Source organism: Silvimonas sp. (assembly GCF_031291215.1).
Lineage (GTDB): Bacteria > Pseudomonadota > Gammaproteobacteria > Burkholderiales > Chitinibacteraceae > Silvimonas > Silvimonas soli.
On the sequence record NZ_JARLJK010000117.1, the window covers coordinates 49,374 to 73,778 of the forward strand.

General features: G+C 57.2%; 19 protein-coding genes and 4 tRNA genes. 6 read left to right on the forward strand and 17 right to left on the reverse strand.

Annotated features, from left to right (window positions below; translation table 11 throughout):
• Positions 1-29 precede the first annotated feature (29 nt).
• The 6 genes from P4L78_RS11950 to P4L78_RS11975 form a co-directional block, all read right to left on the reverse strand.
• Positions 30-2,315, reverse strand: coding sequence for an alkaline phosphatase family protein (locus tag P4L78_RS11950; protein WP_309328286.1), 2,286 nt, complete (start codon positions 2,313-2,315; stop codon positions 30-32).
• Positions 2,316-2,857: 542 nt separating this feature from the next.
• Positions 2,858-2,933 (reverse strand) — tRNA-Glu (locus P4L78_RS11955).
• Positions 2,934-2,985: 52 nt separating this feature from the next.
• Positions 2,986-3,062: transfer RNA gene (locus P4L78_RS11960), tRNA-Arg, on the reverse strand.
• A gap of 64 nt (positions 3,063-3,126) precedes the next feature.
• Positions 3,127-3,202, reverse strand: a tRNA-Glu gene (locus tag P4L78_RS11965).
• 59 nt (positions 3,203-3,261) lie between these two features.
• A tRNA-Ala gene (locus P4L78_RS11970) sits at positions 3,262-3,337 on the reverse strand.
• A 72-nt stretch (positions 3,338-3,409) separates the two neighbouring features.
• Positions 3,410-4,210 carry an outer membrane protein assembly factor BamD gene (locus tag P4L78_RS11975; protein ID WP_283150174.1) on the reverse strand — a complete coding sequence of 267 codons (801 nt, stop codon included), beginning with the start codon at positions 4,208-4,210 and terminating at the stop codon, positions 3,410-3,412.
• Between P4L78_RS11975 and rluD the strand changes: the two genes are divergently transcribed.
• The 3 genes from rluD to P4L78_RS11990 all read left to right on the forward strand — a co-directional run bounded on the left by rluD (position 4,209) and on the right by P4L78_RS11990 (position 6,324).
• Entirely contained in the window at positions 4,209-5,267 is a 1,059-nt protein-coding gene (gene rluD / locus P4L78_RS11980; RefSeq protein ID WP_283150175.1) for a 23S rRNA pseudouridine(1911/1915/1917) synthase RluD, read from the forward strand. The two genes, P4L78_RS11975 and rluD, sit on opposite strands and share 2 nt — an antisense overlap.
• A 70-nt stretch (positions 5,268-5,337) precedes the next feature.
• Positions 5,338-6,042, forward strand: a complete 705-nt coding sequence (pgeF, locus tag P4L78_RS11985) for a peptidoglycan editing factor PgeF (RefSeq protein WP_309328370.1) — start codon at positions 5,338-5,340, stop codon at positions 6,040-6,042.
• Between the two features lie 93 nt (positions 6,043-6,135).
• The gene (locus tag P4L78_RS11990) at positions 6,136-6,324 is read left to right on the forward strand and encodes a Lar family restriction alleviation protein (protein WP_283150176.1); all 189 of its coding nucleotides are present in this window, start codon (positions 6,136-6,138) and stop codon (positions 6,322-6,324) included.
• 34 nt (positions 6,325-6,358) lie between these two features.
• On the opposite strand, the gene P4L78_RS11995 is transcribed toward P4L78_RS11990, so the two are convergent.
• Positions 6,359-7,507: a VIT1/CCC1 transporter family protein gene (locus P4L78_RS11995; protein ID WP_309328287.1), complete on the reverse strand. Its 1,149-nt coding sequence runs from the start codon at positions 7,505-7,507 to the stop codon at positions 6,359-6,361.
• Between the two features lie 115 nt (positions 7,508-7,622).
• Here P4L78_RS11995 and P4L78_RS12000 point away from each other — a divergent pair, with 115 nt between their 5' ends.
• Positions 7,623-8,312, forward strand: a complete 690-nt coding sequence (locus P4L78_RS12000; protein ID WP_309328288.1) for a peptidoglycan DD-metalloendopeptidase family protein — start codon at positions 7,623-7,625, stop codon at positions 8,310-8,312.
• 96 nt (positions 8,313-8,408) lie between these two features.
• On the opposite strand, the gene P4L78_RS12005 is transcribed toward P4L78_RS12000, so the two are convergent.
• From P4L78_RS12005 to P4L78_RS12045, 9 genes are all read right to left on the reverse strand, one after another.
• Entirely contained in the window at positions 8,409-9,743 is a 1,335-nt protein-coding gene (locus tag P4L78_RS12005; RefSeq protein WP_283150179.1) for an NCS2 family permease, read from the reverse strand.
• A gap of 180 nt (positions 9,744-9,923) precedes the next feature.
• Positions 9,924-10,592, reverse strand: coding sequence for a response regulator (locus P4L78_RS12010; protein ID WP_283150180.1), 669 nt, complete (start codon positions 10,590-10,592; stop codon positions 9,924-9,926).
• A complete protein-coding gene (locus P4L78_RS12015) occupies positions 10,561-12,561 on the reverse strand; it encodes a type IV pili methyl-accepting chemotaxis transducer N-terminal domain-containing protein (protein ID WP_309328290.1) in 2,001 nt (666 codons plus the stop codon). The genes P4L78_RS12010 and P4L78_RS12015 overlap by 32 nt, the downstream gene beginning before the upstream one ends.
• Before the next feature lie 34 nt (positions 12,562-12,595).
• Positions 12,596-13,105 (reverse strand): molybdopterin-guanine dinucleotide biosynthesis protein B, encoded by a 510-nt coding sequence (gene mobB / locus P4L78_RS12020; protein ID WP_283150182.1) that lies wholly within the window; start codon positions 13,103-13,105, stop codon positions 12,596-12,598.
• 1 nt (position 13,106) lies between these two features.
• A complete protein-coding gene (gene moaA, locus P4L78_RS12025) occupies positions 13,107-14,114 on the reverse strand; it encodes a GTP 3',8-cyclase MoaA (RefSeq protein ID WP_309328292.1) in 1,008 nt (335 codons plus the stop codon).
• A 190-nt stretch (positions 14,115-14,304) separates the two neighbouring features.
• A complete protein-coding gene (narI, locus tag P4L78_RS12030; protein WP_309328293.1) occupies positions 14,305-14,982 on the reverse strand; it encodes a respiratory nitrate reductase subunit gamma in 678 nt (225 codons plus the stop codon).
• Between the two features lie 185 nt (positions 14,983-15,167).
• On the reverse strand, positions 15,168-15,842 hold the full coding sequence (gene narJ, locus P4L78_RS12035; RefSeq protein WP_309328294.1) for a nitrate reductase molybdenum cofactor assembly chaperone: 675 nt from the start codon (positions 15,840-15,842) through the stop codon (positions 15,168-15,170).
• Positions 15,842-17,392: a nitrate reductase subunit beta gene (gene narH, locus P4L78_RS12040; protein WP_309328295.1), complete on the reverse strand. Its 1,551-nt coding sequence runs from the start codon at positions 17,390-17,392 to the stop codon at positions 15,842-15,844. The genes narJ and narH overlap by 1 nt, the downstream gene beginning before the upstream one ends.
• Positions 17,389-21,087, reverse strand: coding sequence for a nitrate reductase subunit alpha (locus P4L78_RS12045; RefSeq protein ID WP_309328296.1), 3,699 nt, complete (start codon positions 21,085-21,087; stop codon positions 17,389-17,391). Before P4L78_RS12045 ends, narH begins: the two co-directional genes overlap by 4 nt.
• Positions 21,088-21,411: 324 nt before the next feature.
• On the opposite strand from P4L78_RS12045, the gene P4L78_RS12050 reads away from it, so the two are divergent.
• Positions 21,412-23,025, forward strand: a complete 1,614-nt coding sequence (locus tag P4L78_RS12050; RefSeq protein ID WP_309328298.1) for a phospholipase D family protein — start codon at positions 21,412-21,414, stop codon at positions 23,023-23,025.
• 25 nt (positions 23,026-23,050) lie between these two features.
• Here the strand turns inward: P4L78_RS12050 and P4L78_RS12055 are convergent, their stop codons facing one another.
• The gene (locus tag P4L78_RS12055; RefSeq protein WP_309328299.1) at positions 23,051-23,926 is read right to left on the reverse strand and encodes a hypothetical protein; all 876 of its coding nucleotides are present in this window, start codon (positions 23,924-23,926) and stop codon (positions 23,051-23,053) included.
• A gap of 253 nt (positions 23,927-24,179) precedes the next feature.
• Between P4L78_RS12055 and P4L78_RS12060 the strand changes: the two genes are divergently transcribed.
• Positions 24,180-24,371 (forward strand): hypothetical protein, encoded by a 192-nt coding sequence (locus P4L78_RS12060; RefSeq protein WP_283150190.1) that lies wholly within the window; start codon positions 24,180-24,182, stop codon positions 24,369-24,371.
• Positions 24,372-24,405 lie beyond the last annotated feature (34 nt).

The following is a 24,405-nucleotide window of genomic DNA, read 5'->3' on the forward strand; positions in this document are numbered from 1 at the left end:
TATTCAGCCCGTGATGAGATGACGCGCTGTTATTTCACCGCCCACACACCGGCCTGGGTGGCATCCGGACCTACTTGCGGAGTCAGTGTCTGGGTGTCCGACGACTGTTTCTGCGTGTAGGTGGCTGGAATCACGTAGGCATGATTCATTGGACGAACCGAATCGAAGTGGGTGTCTGCGCTGCCTGCGTATTCCGGCAAATTCAGGATGTTGTTCGCGATGAACTTCTCGGTGTACTTGGAGCGGTTCATGTACGAAGCATCATTGGCCGGATCAGCCAGCTGGAACATGTCTTGCAACGTGCGTACGAAGGAGAAGTGGCTGTACGGATCGCTATCCTTGATCCCCTTCGGTGCGTTTGGCTGGTTGGTCAACACCGCGAAAATACTTTCGCCATGACCGCGATTGCCCTTGGCGTAGTTATTGACGGAGGTGTCTTGCGACCAGGTGCCATCGGCGTTTTGCTTGAGCGGAGTGGCAACGGTGCTGTTGGAAACGTTCCAGCCGCAGCAAGAGTTAAAGCCGGAGGTTGCCGTGCCTTCATCAAACATCAGCACAATCGCTACCCGTTTCTGACGATTAGCCCACAGCGGCGAGGCTTGAATCTTCTTCACCAGTGCATCTACATAGTTATCGCCACGGGTGATGATGTTATTGCCGCTGCTGCAATCGCTGGCCGTACCACTTGGCGTACCTGGCACGCTGATCGAGTGCATGTCATCACACTGGTCCGGCATGATGAAGTTGATCTGGCCCACTGCGCCGGACTGCAAATCGGCACCGAACTGATCGACTACGTAGTTGGCTGGCACGGCATATTTTTTGCCGTTGAGCAAATTGGCATCCCACTGCCCGCCACCCAGCGTGCGGTTGCTGAATTTCCATTCCGGCGCGCTACGCACGTTCTGATAAGCCATGCCCGGGTGGTGTTTGGTTTTGTACAAACCAGCCGGCATTGGCAGCACCAGACCCGGTGTACCGATTTGCGTGGCATTGCCACCCAGCGTGCCCGGCGCGTAGACGTTATCCGTTGCGGTCACAGCAGCATCGGCCACGCCGTCAGTCCGGAAGTCCTGACCCGGGTTCATCGACTCGCTGTAAGTGCGCCACTGCAGACCCTTGGCGGTCAGCGCATTGAACAGATTCGGCTTGCCCACGATATTGTGATTAACCGCGGCAGTCTGGGTACAGGTAGTGGTAAACGGCGAGGAAGCCAGACCTGGTTGGGTATTATCCGGCAGCGGCAGATCCTGCACGGCGTTAGCGCCGGTTGCATCGCAGTTCCATTGGCTGTCGTCGCTAATACCGAAGTCATCAGCGCCGCCCAGTGCGGTGTAGTTCGGCTCGCTCGGGTTGCCCGTTGCAAAGTAGCTGGTGAACTGGTTGCCGGCTTGCAGATAGGCATTGATCTTGGGTGCGTATGCCGAGCCCAGGATCGTGGTGGTGCCTTTGTTTTCCAGCATCACGATAAACACGCTGTCGTAACGCGGGATGCCTTCCACATTGAAGGCTGCTTGCTGCGCCTGCAGGAAAGTGATCGGCGTCCGGGTATCGGCAGTGGTCGCTGTTGCGGGCGTTACGTGCGCCAGACCCGTCAGCTCAGGATCACCACCAGCTACCGCCAGGGCATCCGGATACAGTTCTTTGCTATCGAACTTCTTGGTGGCGTAGGCAAAGCGGTTGTACAGCGCGTTGGCTTCTTGCAGCAGCGCAGTCTGGGCAGTGCCAGTCACAGTGGTGACGTCAGACAACAGTTGGGCTGCGGTAACGCCAACACGTGTCGCCAGATTGGCTTTCTCGGTCTGGTAGTCGGTGCTGTTGGCTTCCACCATGCGCTGGATTTCGCTGGACATCGGGCTTACCACCACGGTACCGGTGGATTGCTCGGTCACTTGCGCAGCCGAAGCGCGAAGAATGATGTGGCTGCCCGTGGCCTTGCTATTGGCAGTGTTGACAGCTGTGGCGCTGACATCGGCAATGATCGCGCCCATGCCGGCCATTGGCAGGGCGAAGTGGCCCGTGCTGTCGGTCGTTACCGGGTTTTCGCTGGCGTCGCAAATACCGTTGTTGTTGCTGTCATAACAAACGGTGGCGCCTTGGTAATAGCCGGCCTGAATGGTCGGGGTAGTTGCGCTGCCGGAAACCAGCAAACTGCTGTTTACCACACCGTGCAGCATGGCGGCTGTCGGGGCAGGAGTCGGCGTAGGCGTAGTGGAGCTGGAGCTGGAATCGCCACCACCACAGCCGGCCAGTACACAGGCGGCGGCAATCGCGGTAAGGGATGAAGTCAGACTGATATGTTGGAGCGTTGACACTGGAACCTCCCGAGGATGATTTCGTTTTGTGTGACCGGCGCAGTGGCTTGACTGCCAATGCAGTCGGTCTTTGAAAAACGGGGCAATCCTAGGGAGCGAACATGAAGAAAGCGTGACGCTACGTTCTGATACAACACACTTACATGAACTTTTTTTTATTCTGTAAACCAGATAAAAAGTTATGCGTTAAACGGATATTTATATTCGTTTAACGCATTGCCGCTGCAACAAATCGGAAACAGAAGCTTCACATAGCAACTTGTAAAAATTTATGTCCGTTTCCCACAACGCAAACGCCCGAAGAAAACTCCTTCGGGCGTTTGCGTTTGAATGGGGCTTGCTTACGTGGCGCAGTCTCAATGAGAGAAAGCCAATTCTTGTACCAGCGGCCAAAAACAAAAAAGCGCTTGGTCTGCACCAGGCGCTTTATTTAAGTACTTCGACCAACTCTAATTGTAACAACGCAATCCGGAGATTGTTTTTGTTTTGCTGCGGACCGCAAGTCATACCAGCGTACGCTGAACTTGCGATGCCATGAATTCTGGCGTCCCCACGGGGAGTCGAACCCCGGTCGTCGCCGTGAAAGGGCGGTGTCCTAGGCCTCTAGACGATGGGGACAAGGATGAAACTGAACTGCGTGTGTTTTCGGTTTTGGATTAGCAAGAAGAAATGGTGCGCCCGGAGCGATTCGAACGCCCGACCCTCTGGTTCGTAGCCAGATACTCTATCCAACTGAGCTACGGGCGCACTGTAACTTCACAACTAACAACAGACCTGCCAACAACTTTACTACCAACACCACTGGGAATGGTGGCGTCCCCACGGGGAGTCGAACCCCGGTCGTCGCCGTGAAAGGGCGGTGTCCTAGGCCTCTAGACGATGGGGACGTCTAAACATTTATGCGGCTACTCAAGAGTTACTGCATTCCTGAGCAGCCGCATTGTTTTGGTGGAGCTAAGCGGGATCGAACCGCTGACCTCTTGCATGCCATGCAAGCGCTCTCCCAGCTGAGCTATAGCCCCGAAAGAGATGCGCATTGTAGGAGATGAATCTAAACCTGTAAACCCCTAATGCGCATTTTTTTTAAATATTTATTACCAGAGCGCCCACCAGGAGCCGGTTTCCCAATAGCTATCCTGCAACACCACGGTGTTCGGGTAGTTCTGCAGCAGCACGCGCTTGGCATCGTCACGCAGTTGGGTCAGGCCCAGCTTGTCGTACGAACGCACCATGATGCCCAACGCTGGTTCCACCTGCTTGGTGTTGCTGAATGATTCCAGCAGCCCCTTGCCGCGATTGGCAGCAGCCAGATATGCACCACGGCGGTAGTAGTATTTGGCTACAAACAGCTCATGGTTAGCTAGCGCCCCGATCAGATACCCCATCCGCGTGCGGGAATCCTCGGCGTATTTGCTATCCGGGAAGCGATCAACCAACTGTTTGAAGGCATCGAACGAGTCACGCGCCGACTTTGGGTCACGCTCGGACATGTCCTGCTTGGCCAATGCCGACAAAAAGCCCTGGTTCTCATTAAAGTTGACCAGACCCTTCAGATACAGCGCGTAATCCATACTCGGATGAGACGGATACTGCTTCATGAACCGGTCCAGCGTAGCCAGTGCCAACTGCGCGTCAATATTCTTGTACTGGTTAAAAGCCTCTTCCAGCAACGCTTGCTGGGCAAAGCGGCCATAAGGGTAACGAGCTTCCAGTGCTTCGAACAGCTTGGTCGATTTTTCCCAGTTTTTGCTGGTTTGTTCGCTTTTCGCTTCGTTGTAGATCTTCTCAGCCGACCAGCCCTTGGTCTCGTCTTGCTCGTCCGGCGTCGATGCGCAACCGGCCAGTAAAAAACCGGCCACAGCGAATGCTGCGATTCGCGGTAAAATCTTGTTCATGATGAATCCTGAATTAGAACCCGACGATTATAGCGATTTCGCGCAGCCGCGTATCCTCACTGTGCCCGCTGAATGTGCTGGCTCACGTCTGGACGCCGCGCTGGCGCAATTGTTACCCGACTATTCACGCAACCGGCTGGCCGGATGGGTGAAAGACGGCCTTGTCACTGTCGATGACAAACCTGCCTCCCCAAAGACCAAACTATGGGGCGGCGAAACCTTGCGGGTGGATATCCAGCCTGATCCGGAAGAAGTCGCCTTCCAGCCAGAGAATATCCCGCTGGACGTAATTTACGAAGATGAAGCCATCCTCGTTATCGACAAACCGGCCGGGCTGGTTGTTCATCCTGGTAGCGGCAACTGGTCCGGCACTTTGCTTAATGGACTGTTACACGCCTATCCGGAGCTTAAAACCGTTCCCCGCGCCGGCATCGTACACCGTCTGGACAAAGACACCAGCGGCTTGATGGTGGTAGCGCGTACCCTGCCCGCGCAAAACCATCTGGTCAAGCAGTTGCAAGCGCACACGGTCAAGCGCCATTACCTCGCCATTGCCCAGGGTCTGGTCAAGCGTGATGGTACGGTAGATGCGCCTATCGGGCGGCATCCGCGTGAGCGTATCCGCATGGCGGTGGTTGGGACAGGCAAGCACGCGGTGACTCACTACCGGGTGCTGGAAAAATTTGATGGCTTCACGCTGGTTGAGTGCCGTCTGGAAACCGGCCGCACTCATCAGATTCGCGTGCACATGGCGCATATCGGCCATCCGCTCGCCGCAGACCCGGTCTACAGCGGTCGTGCCAAGCGGCTGGAGCCTGAGATCATGCTGGCGCTGGAAGACTTTGATCGTCAGGCTTTGCATGCACGCAAGCTCAGCCTGGTGCATCCGGTGACCGGCAAAACCATGACCTGGCGCTCGCCGATTCCGATCGACTTTGAATCCTTGCTCAACACCATGCGCGCGCAAGCCGGTCTGGATGAAACCTGGGATGAAGAAGAAGACTGGGGTGACGACGACGACGACCACGACATGGAGGTCATCTATGTCCGCGAATGAGGCCGCCGATCAATCGGATCAATCGGATCAATCAGACCAACCGGATCAATCGCAGCCGCCACGCTTTCTGATGCCCAACTGGCCAGCACCCGCCAATGTAATGGCGCTGATGACCACGCGGGTCGGTGGCGTCAGCAACCCGCCGTTTAATCAGCTCAATCTGGGTAAACATGTGGGTGACCATCCGGCGGCAGTGGCCGAAAACCGCGCTATTTTGCGTAGTTACCTGCCCGCTGAACCCAAATGGCTCAATCAGGTACACGGCATTACGGTAGCCAGCGAAGGCGGTTGCGATGCCGATGCCAGCATCAGTACACAAGCCAACGAAGTCTCAGTCATCATGACAGCCGATTGCCTGCCGGTGCTGTTTTGCGATCAAGCCGGTACGGTCGTCGCCGCCGCTCACGCCGGGTGGCGTGGCTTGTGTGATGGCGTACTGGAAGCCACCGTGCACAAAATGGCCAGGCCTGCGAGCGAAATCCTGGCGTGGATGGGCCCGGCAATTGGTCCGGAACGTTTTGAGGTGGGCGATGAGGTCCGCGCGGCGTTTATGGCGCATGACCCTGCCGCTGCCAGCGCATTCAAACCCGGTGCGACTGAGGGCAAATGGTTGGCCGATATCTACACGCTGGCGCATCAACGCCTGACCGCCATCGGCGTTACCGAGGTCTATGGCGGCGGGCTGTGCACCGTAAGCGATGCAGAAAACTTTTTCTCCTACCGCCGAGATCACCAGACTGGCCGCATGGCTGCCTTGATCTGGCTGGCGGCTTGAGCCAGCAACTCATCTGGCGGACGTGGCCGATTGCTTTGTTAGCGGCCCGCCCTCCCCGCCCTTTTCCACGCATAAGTACATAGCGATTTGAACATGCCAAGCCCAACGCCCGAAATCAATCCCTGCCCCAAATGCGGCGCAGTGGCCGAAGTCCGCAAAGCCGGTGGCAACCGTGTCTGGCTGGAATGCAGCAAATTTGGCCGCAACGGCAATTGCAGTGTGATCAGCACCCCGCAACCCAATCGCAAGGAAGCGATTGCGGCCTGGAACAAGCTCAAATAACGCCATCTTCTGCTAGCCCTGTGGGCGTCATCTGCTAGGACAAAGCGGCACCAAACACATGGCCCATGCCGAACGTGACCGCAGCGCACACTCCCGCCGTGAGCAGTTGGCGTAACGCCGAGAAACCGGCCGTGCGCCCGTTAAACAGCGATGTCACAGCGCCCACCAGCAATAACGCCAGCGCACTAAGCACCACGCTGCCTGCCATCGCCAGCCAGCCGTTGAATAGCAAAAACGGCAGCACCGGCATTAATGCGCCCAGTGAAAACAGCACAAACGAAGTCGACGCCGCCCGCCACGGATTGCCGCCCATTTCCTTGGGATCAATACCCAACTCTTCACGCGTCAAGGCATCCAGAGCCACGGTTTTGTCTTTCATGATGCTGTTGGCAATGCGCTCAGCGTCGGCCTTGGGCAAGCCCTTGGCGCGATAGATCAAGATCAGCTCGTGCTTTTCAGCTTCTGGTGTTTGCTCCAGTTCTTCCGCCTCTTTGGCGATTTGTGAACTGGCCAGTTCGCGGGCGTTGGTCACCGATAGCCATTCGCCCAAGGCCATCGACATCGCCCCGGCCAGCAAACCGGCCACTCCGGTCAACAGTACCGTATGAGCCGCCACGCCCGCCCCCGCCACGCCCATGATCAAACAAAAATTGGAGACCAGACCATCGTTGGCGCCTAGCACAGCGGCCCGTAAATCGTTGCCACTGGACACACCGTTGTGCCACGGCTCTGCTTCGGCAATGGTAGGACCATCGATTGGACCGCTGGCAATGGCCTGCACAATCGCTGCATGACCGCGTTCCTCGCCCGACAACTCGGCGGCATCGGGCTGACCGGCATATTTATTGCGATCGGCAAACTCGGCGGCGGCCACGCTGTTGATGACAAATCCCGGACCAAACCAGCGAATCAACTGGCGCAGCAAACGGGTTTTGAAATCAAAACTGAAACGCGGCATTGTCACGCCATTGGCATCGAGTCGATGCAGCCAGATTCTGGCGTGGCTGCGTTCTGATTCCGCCAACTGCTGAAAAATTTCTTTGCGCGTGGGTTCGACCTCGGCCGCAGCCAGCGCATCATATAAAGCGGCACTGTTCATTTCATCGCGCCAGTTGGTCAGAAAACGCTGGATATTGGGTGAATGCTTCACGGCATGATCCTGGGTGTGGCAATCGGTAACCATTCATTATCGCCATGGCGCGGACAATTGCCGCCAACAAATACCAGCGCGCAGTTTTGGGATTATCCCGGTACTGCCCTTACAATCTGCTCCAATTACATTCGCCCGGGCATTTTCCGTGACGCTAAACCGCCGTTCTGCTTACCGTTTTTCTGCATCGCTGCTGCTTGCAGTGGCGCTCGCTGCTTGCAGCAGTACGCCCGCCACGCCGGTCCCGGCCGGGTTTTATCGCGTGCAAAAAGGCGACACGTTGTACCGGATTGCGACAAACAACGGGCAGACCGTGGCGAATCTGGCGCGCTGGAACAACCTGAAAGACACCACCTCTATTGAAGTCGATCAGGTGCTGCGCGTGCGTCCGCCGACAGCAGGGTCCGCAACGCCTGGCACAGCTGCCAAACCGGCGCCCGCCAAACCTGCAACGCCCGCCCCGGCGCCCGCTGCTGCACCCAAACTCGCGCTAGTCTGGCCCGCCAAAGGCACTGAGCTGAAAACCGCAGCCACCCGCAATAACGGGATTGATATCGGTGGCCAGCGCGGCGACCCGATTCTCGCCGCTGCTGCAGGTAAGGTGGTTTACGCTGGCGAAGGTATTCGTGGCTACGGCAAGCTGCTGGTGATCAAGCACAACGAAGACTATCTGACCGCCTACGCCCATAACGATTCGTTGCTGGTCAAAGAAGGCGATAACGTCAGTCAGGGACAGAAGATCGCCACCATGGGTGATAGCGGCACCACGCGAGTCATGCTGCACTTTGAACTGCGCTACAAAGGCAAAGCGGTTGATCCAACCGATTCTTTACCGTGAAGCTTGGGCAGGCAAAAGCGCCCGACTTCCACCCAACAAAAAGGCCCGCGTAGATGCGGGCCTTTTTGTTGGGTAGTACTTGCCACGTGGCGGCTGTTAATGGCTGCCATCCATGATGAATTTAATCAGGAACAACACCGCCACCATCACCACCGGTGCCCGCAACTGGCGCCAGCGGCCAGTCCCGGCTTTCATCACACAATACGCAATGAAACCACCAGCAATGCCTTCGGTAATCGAGAAACAGAACGGCATCATCACGGCAGTGATAAACGCGGGCACGCATTCGGTCAGGTCTTCCCAATCCACTTTGACCAGTTCGGAAGTCATCAACACACCAACAAAAATCAGCGCGCCAGCAGCAGCGTAGGCAGGCACCATTGCGGCCAGCGGCGAGAAGAAAATCGCCAGCACAAACATCAAGCCCACCACCACCGCCGTCAGACCGGTACGGCCCCCAACCGACACACCAGCGGAGCTTTCAATGTATGTGGAAATGGCCGACGTACCCATAAACGCGCCGAGCATGGAACTGGTGCTATCGACCAACAGTGCTTGCTTCATGCGCGGGAAGCGGCCATTTTCATCAGCCAGACCCGCTTTGCTGGCCACGCCGATCAAGGTGCCCGATGAGTCAAACAGGCTCACCAGCATGAACGAGAAAATCACCCCGCCCATACCCAGACTGAAGGCATCTTTGATAGCCAGTTGCCCGAAAACCGCACCAATAGCGGGTGGCATGGCGGCAATACCGTGGAATTTCACATCTCCAAACATGAACCCCAAGGCGGTAGTTACGGCGATGGCGATCAGCACCGCGGCGTGTATCCCGCGCGAAGCCAGAATGGCGATGATGAAAAAGCCCAGCGCGCCCAGCACGCATGGCAAGGAAGTCAGGTTACCCACGGTGACCATAGTGGCCGGGCTGGCGACGACGATCCCGGCATTGTGCAAACCCATCAGGGCGATCATCAGGCCGATACCGGCGGCAATGCCGACGCGCAAAGACTGCGGAATATTGGCGATCAACCAATAACGTACGCGCAAAACAGTCAGCAGAAAGAACCCGACTGCGCCCCAGAAAATGGCGCCCATGCCCACTTGCCAGGTCAGATGCTGCCCGCCCACCACCACAAAAGCAAAGAAGGCATTCAGGCCCATGGCCGGTGCCAGCGCGATGGGCAGATTGGCAACCAGACCCATGGCGATGCTGCCCACGGCGGCGATCAAGCACGTCACCACGAACACCGCCTGGGTATCCATGCCCGCGTTCGAGAGAATCTGCGGGTTTACAAAAATGATGTAAACCATGGTGAGAAACGTGGTGATCCCGGCGATCACTTCGGTACGCGCATCCGTACCATGCTCACGCAGTTTGAAATAACGTTCCAGCAGGCCTGGGCGCAGCGGTTTTGCGGAGGTTTCCAGCATGTTTGATTCCGGGTAACAGGTTACTGAGGTCTGAGGTTCAGACAAACCCGCGCAGCTTAACAAAAGCGGCGATAAGCACGAAGGCAGAATTGCCCAATTTCATGACGAGCGAATAGCGGTCTGACGCGCGGCAAGCCGCCATCCTGCGGGCTTTGATGCCAGACAGGTGCATCCAATCGGTTACTGACCCGCTTCACTGGCGCCCAAACCGTGCTCGACCGCATATACAGCAGCTTGCACCCGGCTGGATAAACTCAGCTTCTTCAGGATGTTCTGTACATGAATCTTGATGGTGCTTTCTGCCAGATCCAGCCGTCGCGCAATAACCTTGTTGCTCTCGCCCAAAGCCAGGTAGCCCAGAATCTCCCGTTCTCTTGGTGTGAGTTTTTCATCGTCACGCGGTACGGCTGGCGTGGCGCTGGCCACGCGAAACTGTTGAACCAGCTTGGCAGTCATGGCCTCGGCCACCACGGCCTCACCGGCGTGGGCGCGATGGATGGCGCTGACCAGATATTCCGCGTCGATATTCTTGAGCAGATAACCCCGCGCACCGGCGCGTAAGGCCGTTGCCAAGTCTTCGGCATCTTCCGAAACTGTCAGCATCAGCACTGCCAACGTCGGGACGTCTTGTAGCATCAGCCGTAGCGCTTCCACGCCAGACAAGCCGGGCATGTTCAGGTCCAGCAGCACCACGTCTGGCTGTAAAGCATGCACAAATTTGACCGCCTCGGCACCATCGGCGGCTTCCCCTACCACTTCCAGCCCGGCCTGGCGCCCTAGCAGCAGACGTATGCCGCTACGAAACAAAGTGTGGTCATCAACCAGCAGTACGCGGATCGCGTTGGGCATGCGAACCCTCTCCCTGAGCCATTTCATTGGCGGTTTCGTGTGCGGTACGCGCCATGGTCAACGCCACGGTCACGCCTTTTTCGTTAATGAATTCCAGTTGCGCGCCCAACCGCTCGGCGCGTTCCCGCATGATATTCAGGCCCACGTGGCGCTCTGCGCGGCTGGCCATTTGCAATGCATCAAAACCACGTCCGTTGTCTTTGATCAGCAAACGCAGTGGCGCATCGTTGTGCAAAACCACTTCAACCTGAGTGGCCTGCGCGTGCTTGCGCACATTGGATAGTGCTTCTTGCAAAATAAACAGCAGTTGCAATTGCGCATCGGCCAGCAGCGGCCGTCCCTGCCCGCTCAATGTCAGCGAAGTGGTAATCCCGGTCTGTTTGCGGAATTTATCGATGACGGTACGCATGGACCCTGGCAAGTCGCCTTCTTGCAAACGGGTGCGGAAATTAAGCAGCAGTTCGCGCACATCGTCATAACTTTCTGTCACCCCGGCCCGCAACATCGGCACGACATCTTTAGCCTCGTCCAGGGCATTGCGTTTGAGCGAATCATCCAGCATTTGCACTTGCAGATTCAAAAAGCTCAGGCCCTGCGCAATGCTGTCGTGCAAACCTTGCGCCATCAGATTGCGTTCTTCCGACACCGCCAGTTCCCGCGCCCGGGCCGCCAGCCGCAGGTTTTCCAGCGCAATACCCAGATGCTGGCCTAGCGTGGTCAGCAATTGCGTTTCGCGTTCTGCAATCTGCCGCTGGCCGACAAAATGCAGCGTAATCAACCCCAGATAAGACTCACCCGCGCCAATCGGAAAGGCGCTGACCTGGGCAAAGCCCGCTTCTGCGCACGGCAGCTGCGGCATTACCGGGCTGTAGCGCATTTGCTTGATGACCGTCTGCCCTTGCTGCGTCGGGCCGCAATGACAATCTTGCGGATGTCGGCAGATCTCGGCCTCACGCAAGCTCTCGGGCAAGCCAACACTGGTCATCAACCAGGCCGAGTCCTCCAGCGGATCAATCACCCGCACGCTACCCGCATCCGCACCAAACCAGGCGACGAGCCGCTCCAGTACGCCGTGGCACAGGGCATGTGCCGTTTGCGGCCCGTTCACAAAAGCAACCACGTCATATAACAAAGACAGTTCACGATTCTGGGCGTTGAGTTCTGCCGTTTTCTCCAGCACCCGTTGCTCCAGCGAGCTGTAGGCTTCTGCCAGATGATCTGCCATCTGGTTAAAACCTTGCTGGACTTCGCCAAATTCATCGCGGGTTTCTATGGGCAGGCGCACGGTAAAGTCCTGCACTGTCATGCGTGCGATACCTTCGCGCAATCGCCCCAGCGGCCGGAAGATCAGCAAGAACATGAGGTAAATCTGCGTAATCGCCCCGGCAATGGCCAAGGCGATCAGGAACATCTGCGACAAGCGCAACCACAGCGTGCGGTTGGTATTGAGCTGTTCAATCGACAGCACCAGTTGGTTCACCTGGTCGACAAACTGGTCCAGATCGCCACGAAACACTTGCCAGTCAGCCAGCCGCTGGCCGCGCATTACCGGGTCTAGCCACTGAGCTGTCCAGCGTTGGTAGTTCTCTTCGATCTGCGCAAATTGCTGTTTGACTTGCGGATCATTGGGCAGATACAACGGTCGCGCCGGATCACCTTCGCGCAGCAGATCCAGCGTTTGCTGGAACTCTTTCTGCTCGTCTTTGAGCCTGGTAGCGAGTACCGGATCATGATTGGCGGCGTAATGCTCCAGCGTCAGACCCATTTTGTAGGTGCGCATGCGCAAACTGCCAGCGGCGTTGATGGCCGCCCCGCCACCCTCCAGCTGCCATGACAGGTACAAGGTGATGCCTATCGCCATCAAACCGACCGCCAACGTTGCGGCCAGCACTGCCAGCACCCGCATGGAGAGCTGACGTGCAGGTCTAAGCTGCGTGTTGGGTTTAATGATTACCGGCTCGGTTTGCATGCTGTTTTTCCACGCGCCGGATAATGCGGCAGCGTTATTCGATGGCTTGGGCGGACTGCAGGATAAAGTCGGCGATGGCTTCAACGTTATCCAGTTCGAAGCAGGTCAGTTGATGTGCTACGGGCGCAACGTCATTGCTCACCAGACTGATAATGGTCGGCTCAGCCACAAACCGCGGCGGTTTGCCATTGGCGGCGCGCCAGACTTCCAGCTTGGGATACGGATGCTGGCGAAAGCCTTCAATCAAGGTGAGATCAGCTGGCGCCAGGCGCTGCAACTGCTGGTGGATGTCCGGCTCCGGCGCATCACGCAGTTCATGGAAGATGGCATAGCGATACGGCGACACCACCATCACCTCCGCCGCTCCGGCAGCGCGAAAACGGGCGCTGTCTTTGTCTGGCGGTTCTAGCATGATGTCATGATGCGAATGCTTGATGGCGTTAATGCTGACGCCACGCGCCGTGAATATGACGATCAGCTTTTCGAGCAAGGTGGTTTTGCCACTGCCGGAACTGCCAACCAGGCCGAAGACGCGACGAGTCAAATCAACCGCCGGTTTGCGACATGAAACGCACGATCTTGCCTGGCGTTTCGCGGAACTCGTGGCGTTCCGGTTTCAGTTCAATGGCCAGGCGGATGGCGTTTTCCAGTTCCGCGTCGGTCGCGCCGTCACGCAGCAATGGGCGGAATTCGAATTTCTCTTCCTGACCCAGACACATATACAGCGTGCCGTCCACCGCCAGACGTACGCGATTACAGGTGGCGCAGAAATGCTGCGAAATCGGCGTGATGAAGCCAATCCGCCCACCCCCATCGGGCGTCATCCAGTAACGCGCCGGTCCACCCCCGAGTTCGTGGACCTCTGGCACCAGGCCAAAGCGCTCTACCAGCCGCTCGCGCACCGGCCCCAGATCGAGATATTGCGCGTTACGGCCAGTCTCGCCCATGGGCATGGCTTCGATCAGCCGCAGGATAAAGTCGTGCTCCATGGCGAATTCGGCCATGCGTTCGATCTCGTGATCGTTCACGCCTTTCATTGCCACCATATTCAGTTTGATCGGCGCAAAGCCTTCTTCTTTGGCGGCGTAAATGCCGCGCATCACCGCATCGAAAGTATCGCGGCCAGTGATGTGTGCATTACAGGCACCATCCAATGTATCCAGGCTGATATTGAGGCGATCAACGCCCGCCTGATGCAATGCTTTGGCGTGTTTAGCCAGTTGCGTGGCATTGGTGGAAAGCGATAGATCATGCAACCCCGGCAAGGCTTTGAGGCGGGCGGCCAAGTCTGGCAAATTGCGGCGCAGCAGCGGTTCGCCGCCAGTCAACCGAATGCGCCCTACTCCCAAACGGGCAAAGGCGGCGACCAGGCGTTCGATTTCATCGAAGGTGAGCCAATGTTCTGGCTCTTCAAAGCCGTGAAAGCCTTTGGGCATGCAGTAAGAACAGCGCAGATCGCAGCGGTCAGTGACCGACAACCGCACGTAATCCACCCGCCGCCCGAAGCGGTCGGTCAGAACTGGTTTAGCAAGTTGATGCAGCGGTGCGTTCATGGTGCTTCCATTGTATGCCGCTAATTATGCTTTATGAATGGCTTATGTAACTACGTAGCCCGGATGGAGAGTAGCGGGAATCCGGGATTGTCATGCCATCAATTGGGGCAGGCGCTCATTCTTGCCAGTATTGTTCCCCGGATTCCCGGCCTGCGGCCTCCATCCGGGCTACCGGTCTTGTGAGAGGTCTTCAACCGCGTGGCCGCACCACCTGCCATGCCCGGACTAGATACGTGGCGGAGCCAAAGCCGCTCCATACGTGCACCAAGCGGGTAAACGGGAAGATCACAAACAACGACATCCCCATAAACATATGCACCTTGAACAGCGTTGGCGCTTGGGCGATCAGGTCAGCAGCGCCAGCCTGGAAGGTGACGATATGCTGCGCCCATGCCATAAACAGCGTCATCATGTGGCCATCCATATGGTCTTTGGAGATGAAAATCGTCGACAGGCCCAGCAACAAGGTCACCAGAATCCATCCTAGAGTCAGTTTGTCGCGCCAGTTGGTCAAAGCTTTCAGTCGTTCATCACTAAAACGGCGATGTAGCAGCACCAACAAGCCAACCAGTGTCATCGAGCCAAACACACCACCGGCCACCATGGCGATCATTTGCTTGGTGCTGTGCGCTACGCCCAGTGCATCCCATACCCAGATTGGCGTTAACAGGCCGCCCAGATGCCCCGCAAACACCATCAAGATGCCGATATGAAACAGATACGAACCCAAACGCAATTGGCCACGGCGGATCAATTGGGTGGATTCGCTTTTCCACGAATACTGCTCGCGCTCGAAGCGCACCAGACTGCCGAACAGAAAAATGGCCAGCCCGATATAGGGGTAGATGCCAAACAGAAAGTCATTCATCAAATAAGCTCCTCAATCACAATTACGCCAGCCAGGCTACTACTCCCCTCTTTTGGAAGAGGGGCAGGGGGAGATGGCTGCAATACCGAACCAACCATTGCGGCTCGGCTCGCGGAAACCCAATCTCCCCTAGCCCCTCTTTGCGAAAGAGGGAACTACGCTTGCGGCTTGCCAGCAATCGCGCCTCACGCCGCCGGGCGCGCTGCCTGACGTGGATAAAACTGCACGGTTTGCGTGCCCGGCTTGCCCAGCAATGGCTCGACGCCCTCAACATTGGGACCGAAAGTTTCCAGCGCTTCATCCATATCGCGGACCGGCGGTTGCACCAACGGCAGTGGCTTGACGCTGGCCAGGCTCACCAAGGTGCTGAACACACAAGCGTACGGCGAGGATTTCTCGGCCAGGCGCTCGCCAATCACCGCGATCACATGCACGGCTTCATCGAGGAACGACAACGCAATCTCGGGAGAGACACCGCCGAGAAACTCCAGCATCAGCGGTAAATAGTCCGGCAGCTCATTGGCTTCGATCTGCAAGCCATTCTGTTTGTAGGCTTCCATGAGGTCGACCATAGCCGGACCGCGGTCACGGCTTTCGCCGTGGATATGCTCGAATAGATGCAGCGAATATTTGCGGCCCCGATCAAACGTATCGACGTAGTTTTCCTGCGCCTCAATCAGCGCCAGCCCACTCAAGTACTGCAACAGCGGCGCCAGCTTCAGTCGCAAGCCATCCGGCGAATCGGCCAGCAGGCGGTCCAGTTCAGGCAATGCATCGAGCAGGTCTTGTTCCGGGTATTGCAACAGCGCGGACATCACCTGGAAGTGGATGGTTTCAGGAATATGCAGGGATACACTCATCACTCCACCTCCGAGTTTTTGCGCGATTTAGGCATATCCACAAAAATGGTCGAGCCTTGTTTACGCTGACCAAACAGCCCCTCAGTCGAAACGCCACCCGAACAGCCATTGCCAAAGGTAAAGCCGCACGAGCCTTTATCGTTAAAGCTGTCTTCGACCATTTCCTTGTGGCTGGACGGAATAACGAAACGATCTTCGTAATTGGCAATCGCCATGATCTTGTACATATCTTCGACTTCGGCCTTGCTCAACCCAACCTGATTCAGTACATCCAGGTTCTCGGTCTTGTGCACGGTCTTGTCGCGCATATAAGCACGCATCGCCAGCATGCGATCCAGCGCACTCAGCACTGGTTTTTCATCGCCTGCGGTCAGCAAGTTCGCCAGATAACGCACGGGAATCCGCAGTTCTTTCACGTCCGGCAGAATGCCGTTCTTACCCAGCACACCGCGCTCAGCAGCCGACTGGATGGGCGACAACGGCGGCACGTACCAGACCATCGGCAAGGTGCGATATTCAGGGTGCAGCGGGAAGGCAATCTTCCATTCCATCGCCATTTTGTACACCGGCGATTTGGTGGCGGCATCGATCCATGAATCCGGAATGCCCTGCTTGCGCGCTTCAGCCTGGACTTCGGGCGAATGCGGATCGAGGAAGACCTTGAGTTGCGACTCGTACAGGTCTTTTTCGTCGGCCACGCTGGCGGCATCGGCGATCAAGTCAGCGTCGTACAGCATCACGCCCAGATAGCGAATCCGGCCCACGCACGATTCAGAACATACGGTCGGCTGGCCGCCTTCAATACGCGGATAACAGAAGGTGCATTTCTCGGCCTTGCCGGACTGCCAGTTGTAGTAAATCTTCTTGTACGGACAGCCAGAAATACACATGCGCCAGCCGCGACATTTGTCCTGATCGACCAGCACAATGCCATCGTCTTCACGCTTGTAGACCGAGCCGGATGGGCACGAGGCAACGCATGCCGGGTTCAGGCAGTGCTCGCACAGCCGTGGCAAATACATCATGAAAGTGTTTTCAAAGGTGGCGTGCATCTCTTTCTGGATGCCTTCAAACAGCGCGTCTTTGGAGCGCGCCGAGAACTCACCACCCAGATCGTCTTCCCAGTTCGGGCCCCAGTGGATCTTGTCCATTTTCTTGCCGGTCAGTACCGAGACTGGCCGCGCGGTTGGCGGCGTTTGCGATTCTTTGGCGTTTTGCAGATGTTCGTAGTCGTAGGTAAACGGCTCGTAGTAATCGTCAATTTCCGGCAGGTTCGGGTTGGCGAACATACTGGCCAGAATGCGCAGCTTGCCGCCTTGGCGAGGCTCCAGTTTTCCGTTCGGCAAGCGGTTCCAGCCCCCTTTCCACTTCTTCTGGTTTTCCCATTCCTTGGGGTAGCCGATGCCAGGTTTGGTCTCAACGTTATTAAACCAGGCATATTCAACGCCATCGCGACTGGTCCAGACGTTTTTACAGGTCACCGAACAGGTATGGCAACCGATGCACTTGTCCAGGTTCAGCACCATGGCTACTTGGGCGCGGATTTTCATTTTTGTTCTCCTTCTACCAGCGGGCCTTCCATCCAGTCGACGTTCTTCATCTTTCTCAAAATGATGAACTCATCACGGTTGGCGCCTACGGTGCCGTAGTAATTGAAGCCATACGCTTGCTGCGCATAACCGCCAATCATGTGCGTCGGTTTGGTCACGGTACGGGTTACCGAATTGTGGATACCGCCACGTTTGCCGCTCATTTCGGCACCGGGCACGTTCACGATTTTTTCCTGGGCGTGGTACATCAAGATCATGCCGTCCGGCACGCGTTGCGATACCACCACGCGGGCAGTCAGCGTGCCGTTGCTGTTGAAAGCTTCAACCCAGTCGTTATCCACCAGCCCGGCTTTTTTGGCGTCAGCTTCAGATACCCACACGTGCGGGCCGCCACGGCTCAAGGTGAGCATGCGCAGGTTGTCTGAATACGTGGAGTGAATGCCCCACTTCTGATGCGGCGTGATGAAATTGAGAACAATCTCTTTCTCACCGTTGGGCGACTTGCCCAGCATCGGCGCGACGGTTTTCAGATCGACTGGCGGCTTGTACACACACAGGCCTTCGCCAAAATCGAGCATCCAGCGGTGGTCTTGATAGAACTGCTGACGGCCAGTGAGCGTGCGCCACGGGATCATTTCGTGCACGTTGGTGTAACCGGCGTTGTAGCTGACTTCTTCCGACTCAATGCCTGACCAGGTTGGCGAACTGATGATCTTGCGCGGCTGCGCTTGTACATCGCGGAAGTGAATCTTGTCGTGTTCGCGGCCAATGGCCAGATGGGTGTGATCGCGGCCAGTGACTTCCGACAACGCCTTCCACGATTTCACCGCCACGTGGCCATTGGTTTCCGGCGCCAAGGTCAGAATCATCTCGGCCGCATCAATCGCCGTTTCCAGCTTGGGCTGGCCGTTGGCCGCTACGCCGTTCAACAACGCCAGCTCGTCAATCTCGGTGCCGGTTTTCCAGAAGATGCCCTTGCCGCCGTTGTTCACGTTTTTCAGCAACGGGCCGATGGTGGTGAATTTCTCGTAGATGCGGTTGTAGTCGCGCTCAACCACGGTCATGTTCGGCGCGGTTTTGCCGGGGATCAGATCACATTCGCCATGCTTCCAGTCTTTTGGCGCAAACGGCTGACCCAGTTCGCCCGGGCTGTCATGCATCAGCGGCGTGAGTACCAGGTCTTTTTGCACACCCAGATACGGGCCAGCGATTTCGGTGAACTTCTTGGCGATGGCCTTGTAGATTTCCCAGTCGCTCTTGCTTTGCCACAGCGGTTGCACGGCTTCGCTCAGTGGATGAATGAACGGGTGCATGTCAGACGTGTTCAGGTCGTCTTTTTCATACCATGTGGCTGTTGGCAGCACGATATCGCCGTAGAGACACGTGGTGGACATGCGGAAATCCAGCACGGTCAGCAAGTCCAGTTTGCCTTCGGCGGCGGGGCGGACTTTCACTTCTGATGGCTTGATGGCGTCGTTTTCGTCGCTGAACACGGCGTTTTGCGTGCCGAGCAAATACTTGAGAAAGTACTCGTGGCCCTTGCCCGACGAGCCCAGCAAATTGGAACGCCACACAAACAGGTTACGCGGGAAGTTCTTGGGGTTATCCGGATCGTCGCAGCTCATGTTGAGCGTGCCGTTCTTGAGCGATTGCGCGGCAAACTCAACTGGATTCACACCCGCTGCTTCAGCCTGGCGCACCACATCCAGCGGATTGGTTTCCAGCTGCGGGGCAGATGGTAGCCAACCCATGCGTTCAGACTTGGCGTTGAAATCAATCAGCGACATGCCTTCGTATTGCTTGGCATTGGCGGTCGGGCCGAGGATTTCTGACACCGCCAGTTTTTCGTGACGCCATTGGCTGGTGTGGGCATAGAAGAACGAGGTGCCGTTCATTTGGCGAGCTGGACGTTGCCAATCCAGCGCAAACGCCAGCGGGGTCCAGCCTGGTTGTGGGCGTAGTTTTTCCTGGCCCACGTAATGCGCCCAGCCGCCGCCGCTTTGGCCGACGCAGCCGCACATCATCAACAAGTTGATGATGCCGCGATAGGTCATGTCATTGTTGAACCAGTGATTCAACGCCGCGCCGACCACCACCATGCTCTTGCCATGGGTGTCATGCGCGTTTTGCGCGAATTCGCGGGCGATAACTTCGACATCTTTGGCTGGTACGCCAGTGTGTTTCACTTGCCAGGCCGGGGTGTATGGGATGTCTTGATCGTACGAGGTGGCGACGTTAGCGCCGCCCATGCCGTTATCCACGCCGTAATTGGCCAGCATCAGGTCATACACAGTGGCAACCAGCGCGGTACTGCCGTCTTTCAAGGTGACGCGTTTGGCTGGCACATTGCGGAACAGCAGATCATCTTGTTCGCCGCCAAAGTAGCCAAAGCCAACGCTGGCAGCTTCATCGTGCGAGCCCTTGAGCGACAGTTGCGGATCAACGTCCGTCCCGTCGGCCAGGTTTTTCATTTCCAGATTCCACTTGCCTTTACGGCCATCGGCTTCGTTCCAGCGTGAACCAATGGTGCCGTTCGGTACGGCCAGCGCGCCGGTTTTCTGGTCGACCAGCACGGTTTTCCAGTCCGGGTTTTTGGCCTCGCCCAGATCATCGGGCAGCATCGAAGCGCGCAAGAAGTGATCCGGCACCAAGCCATTGCCATGCTCGCGCAGTGTCACCAGCATCGGGAAGTCGGTGTATTGCTTGCCGTAGTCGCGGAAGTAATCCGATGCGCCGGTTTTGTGGAATTCATTGAGCACCACGTGGCCCATCGCCATGGCCAGCGCGGCGTCCGTGCCTTGCTTCGGGGCCATCCACAGATCACCAAACTTGGCCATTTCGCCAAAGTCGCTGGAAACCGCCACCGTCTTGGTGCCCTTGTAGCGCACCTCGGTATAGAAGTGGGCGTCAGGCGTACGGGTCATCGGGATATTGGAGCCCCACACCATCAGGTAAGTGGAGTTGTACCAATCAGCCGATTCCGGCACGTCGGTTTGCTCGCCCCACACTTGCGGGCTGGCTGGCGGCAGATCGCAGTACCAGTCATAGAAGCTCAGCGGCACACCGCCAATCAGGCCCAGATAACGTGCACCAGCGGCGTAACTCACCATGCTCATCGCCGGAATAGGCGAGAAACCAATCACGCGATCCGGGCCGTATTGTTTGACCGTATACGCGTTGGCAGAGGCGATCAGCTCAGTGACTTCGTCCCACGTGGTCCGTACAAAACCACCCAAGCCACGTACCTGCTTGTAGGAGTCCGACTTGGCTTTGTCTTCAACGATGGACTTCCAGGCGTCGATCGGGCCCATGGTCTGGCGGGCTTCGCGCCACAGTTTGGCCAGTCGACCACGAATCATTGGATATTTAACGCGCTGCGCCGAATACACATACCAGGAATACGACGCGCCACGCGGGCAGCCACGCGGTTCATGGTTGGGCAGATCGGGCCGGGTGCGCGGGTAATCGGTTTGCTGCAGTTCCCAAGTGATCAGGCCGTTTTTGACAAACACACGCCACGAACAGGAGCCGGTGCAATTCACGCCGTGGGTAGAGCGCACGACCTTGTCGTGTGTCCAGCGATTACGGTAACCGTCTTCCCACTTGCGGTCTTCATTGACCACAACGCCGTGGCCGTCGGCAAAGGTATCCCGCGTGCGGGAGAGGAATTTCAAGCGGTCGAGAATGTGACTCATGCGAACCCCGTTTTGAGCATGGTTGCGCTCGCCAAAAAGGGACAAGCGCCATTGGACTCCATGCTAGGCGGGTGCTGCGGCGCCGAATATTCGTCAGTGGGGGTGTCGAGCCAAGGGAGAGGAGCTAGAAAGGACTAGTTCTTTTGGCCAGGTAGGGCGCGACCTTATCAGCACTTTACGGACGGGCATTGCCGCCTGCCGCCGACAGAAATCGTTCAGCAATGTCTTTAATTTCGGCTTACCCTGGAAAGGGCTGTTTGCCTGCGGGAGGCAGACCAGAACAAGCCCAAGGCCCCATCGGCCCATCAATTAAAAGAGCATCCAATGAACCGCTTTGCGTTCCATTGCCGTTCGGTCACCCTGCTGTTGCTGCTGACATTGGCCAGTGGCTGCGCCACGCGTGCGCCGCTGGCAGACTTTCCACGCCCGGCCACGCATGCACTGGCCGCTGACAAAACCGGCCCGCTGGCTCAGTCGGTGCACCAGCCCGCCGGAATCGACTCCGAGCAATCCGGCTTTTATCTGCTGGTGAGCGGCAAAGAAGCTTTTGAAGCGCGCCTGGCGCTGATTCAACAAGCGCGAACTTCACTTGATCTGCAGTATTACGCCGCCGCGCAAGACCGAACCGGCACGGCGATCCTGAACGCACTTCTGGCGGCATCTCGCCGGGGCGTGCGCGTGCGCGTCTTGCTGGATGATCTGAACCTGGACGCTCCGGATGACGCACTCGCCGTCATGGCGGTCCAGCCCAATTTTGAAGTGCGTATATTCAACCCGATCACCACCGGCGGGCGCTCGTTTCTGGCCAGAGCATCGGCCATGCTGGGCGACTACGATCATCTTGAGCGGCGCATGCACAACAAGTCGCTGATTGCCGACGGCGTGATGGCGATCATTGGCGGTCGCAATCTGGCCGATCAATATTTTGATGCTCGCGCTGACATGAATTTTCGCGATCTGGACGTGCTGACCGCAGGCAATTTGCCCGGACGGCTGGAAGCCAGTTTTGATCGCTACTGGAACAGCAAAGAGAGCTACCCGCTACCCGCGCTGGAATCCCGCCCGCCAAGCGCAGAAGCCGTCGCCAGCTTGCAGGCCAATCCCGTCTCGCCACCACAAGCACCGGGGACAGCAACGGATGTAATGCTGTTGCCGATACCGGATGCGGCCAGTGCCAATGCACTGTTGAACAAGGCCACTGGCCAGTTGATCTGGGCGCAAGCCTGGCTGGCGGTGGACAGCCCATCCAAAGTTGAGCCGGACGACGAACATGCGCAGGATCATGCCGGCAGCAAACCGGGGCGCGGTCTGGCACTGGCGCTGCAGCAGGCCCACCACGAGTTCATCATTCTCTCGGCGTACTTTGTGCCACGCGATGGCGGCACTGCCACGCTGGGCGCGCTGCAACAACGCGGTGTGCAGGTCAAAGTGTTGACCAACTCCTTAGCATCTACCGACGTGGCGGCAGTGCATTCGGCTTATCGCAAATATCGCAAAGCATTACTGGCCAGCGGCGTGCAGCTCTATGAATTCAAGCCAGTGGCGGGCGTTAAAGGACTGGGTTTGTCCGGTGGCTCGTCGCGTGCCAGTTTGCACACCAAAGCTTATGTGATTGATCGGCGCATCTTGATGATCGGCTCGTTCAACCTGGACCCGCGCTCAGTCAACCTGAACACGGAACAAGCAGTGCTGATTGAAAGCCCGGCGCTGGCCCAGCATGTGGCCCAGCTTTACGATACCGCGGCCACGCCAAAATACAGTTATCACGTCGAGTTTGATCCGGCCGATTCATCCGAACCGGCCAGTTCGCGCGACTTGCAATGGGTAAGCGAGGAAAACGGCGCGCCGGTGACCTACACCAGTGAGCCGCAGGCGGGCATCTGGCGACGCATGATTAATGGCGTGGTGGGTTTGTTCCCCGCAGACGGCGAGCTTTAGTACCGGCGGGGACGCTCGCAACGCATTACCCGGCCACCGGTTTTTGTTGCCGCCGATATTCATTGCGCTTCATGGCCATGTATTCGTCCAGATCCATTTCATGCAACTGGCGCGGATAACGCTCGGTGGCGGTAAACCAGTTGCGCATGCGCAGTTCCGGCTGCTGCTCGGCCGGAGCGGATTGCGCCCCCAGCCATGATTCAATGGCCAGGTAGTAGCGGATGGTGTTGCGCTCAACCAGACCGCGCACACCGCCCACAGGTTGCCCATCAATCTGGGTAAAGCCCACCTTGTCGCTGCCCAACGTCCCCAGATAGCTTTGCAAAGCCAGTTTGGCGGTGAGGCCATAGCCATAGGCATAAGACAGATGCACAAAACTATGGCCTGAATCCAGCGGAATGGATTCCAGATTGATCCGGTAATCGTGTGTGCCCATGGGGCCATTACCGGCGTGCAGCACCACATTTGAATAACCGGCGTCGGCAGCAAGCGAATGCCAGGAAAAATCCAGTTCATGCGCGGCGGTGAGCGGCTGATCCACTTTGCGACCCACATACACCACCAGTTGCTCTGCTGTCGCCCCGATGTGGCAATACTTGATATTCAAATGCAGGATCAGGATATCGCACCAGTGCGCCGGGTCATTTACTGCGGCTTTGAACTCCGCAAACGGGTGATCGACCACGGCGTAAATTTCGCCCTTGAGTTGACTGTCAGTCTGGCTGGATTCAAGCACCAGCGGCTGGCCAAAAGCGTTGTGCTGCAACTGGGTGGTCAAAGCAGCGTAGTGGGCCTGCAAAGCGTTGGCGTGGTTTTCCGCCGCACTGGCAACACCAGCCAGCAACAAGCTGACCAGCGCAAACTGGAGCCACTGAAAACAAAACCGGGTGCGGCGAAACATGGGACCTTCCCTTTCGGCAGAGACTCGCTGAACGATTCTGGAGATGTAAACCCAGCATGCCATTGCAACGCATCCGGCAGAATCCGGCATCCCCCAAATGACCGTCGGCATTTGTCTGACACGCAAATGAGAATGTGTTTGGCATTACCAGCCCCGCCAACGCGGTCTAATGGCGCCAGTATCGAACACCAGTCAGCCCACCTGTGAATCTGGCTGGTCGCCGTTCGGCAAACTGCATCTGATGGAGATAAACATGACCACACTGGCTGAGCTGACCCCCCAAGATCTGTACATCCTGCGCGAAGCCGCCGAAGGCAAATCCATCGGTCTGGATTTTAGCCAGGTACGCCACTTGATGGACACCGACCCGCCGTTGATTGAGGCACGGCCTATTTATGGCTGGCAAATTACAGCTGCTGGCGAGCAAGTGCTGCTACAGCACTGAGTCCCGTCCAGACAAAAACAGCGCCTGCATAAGC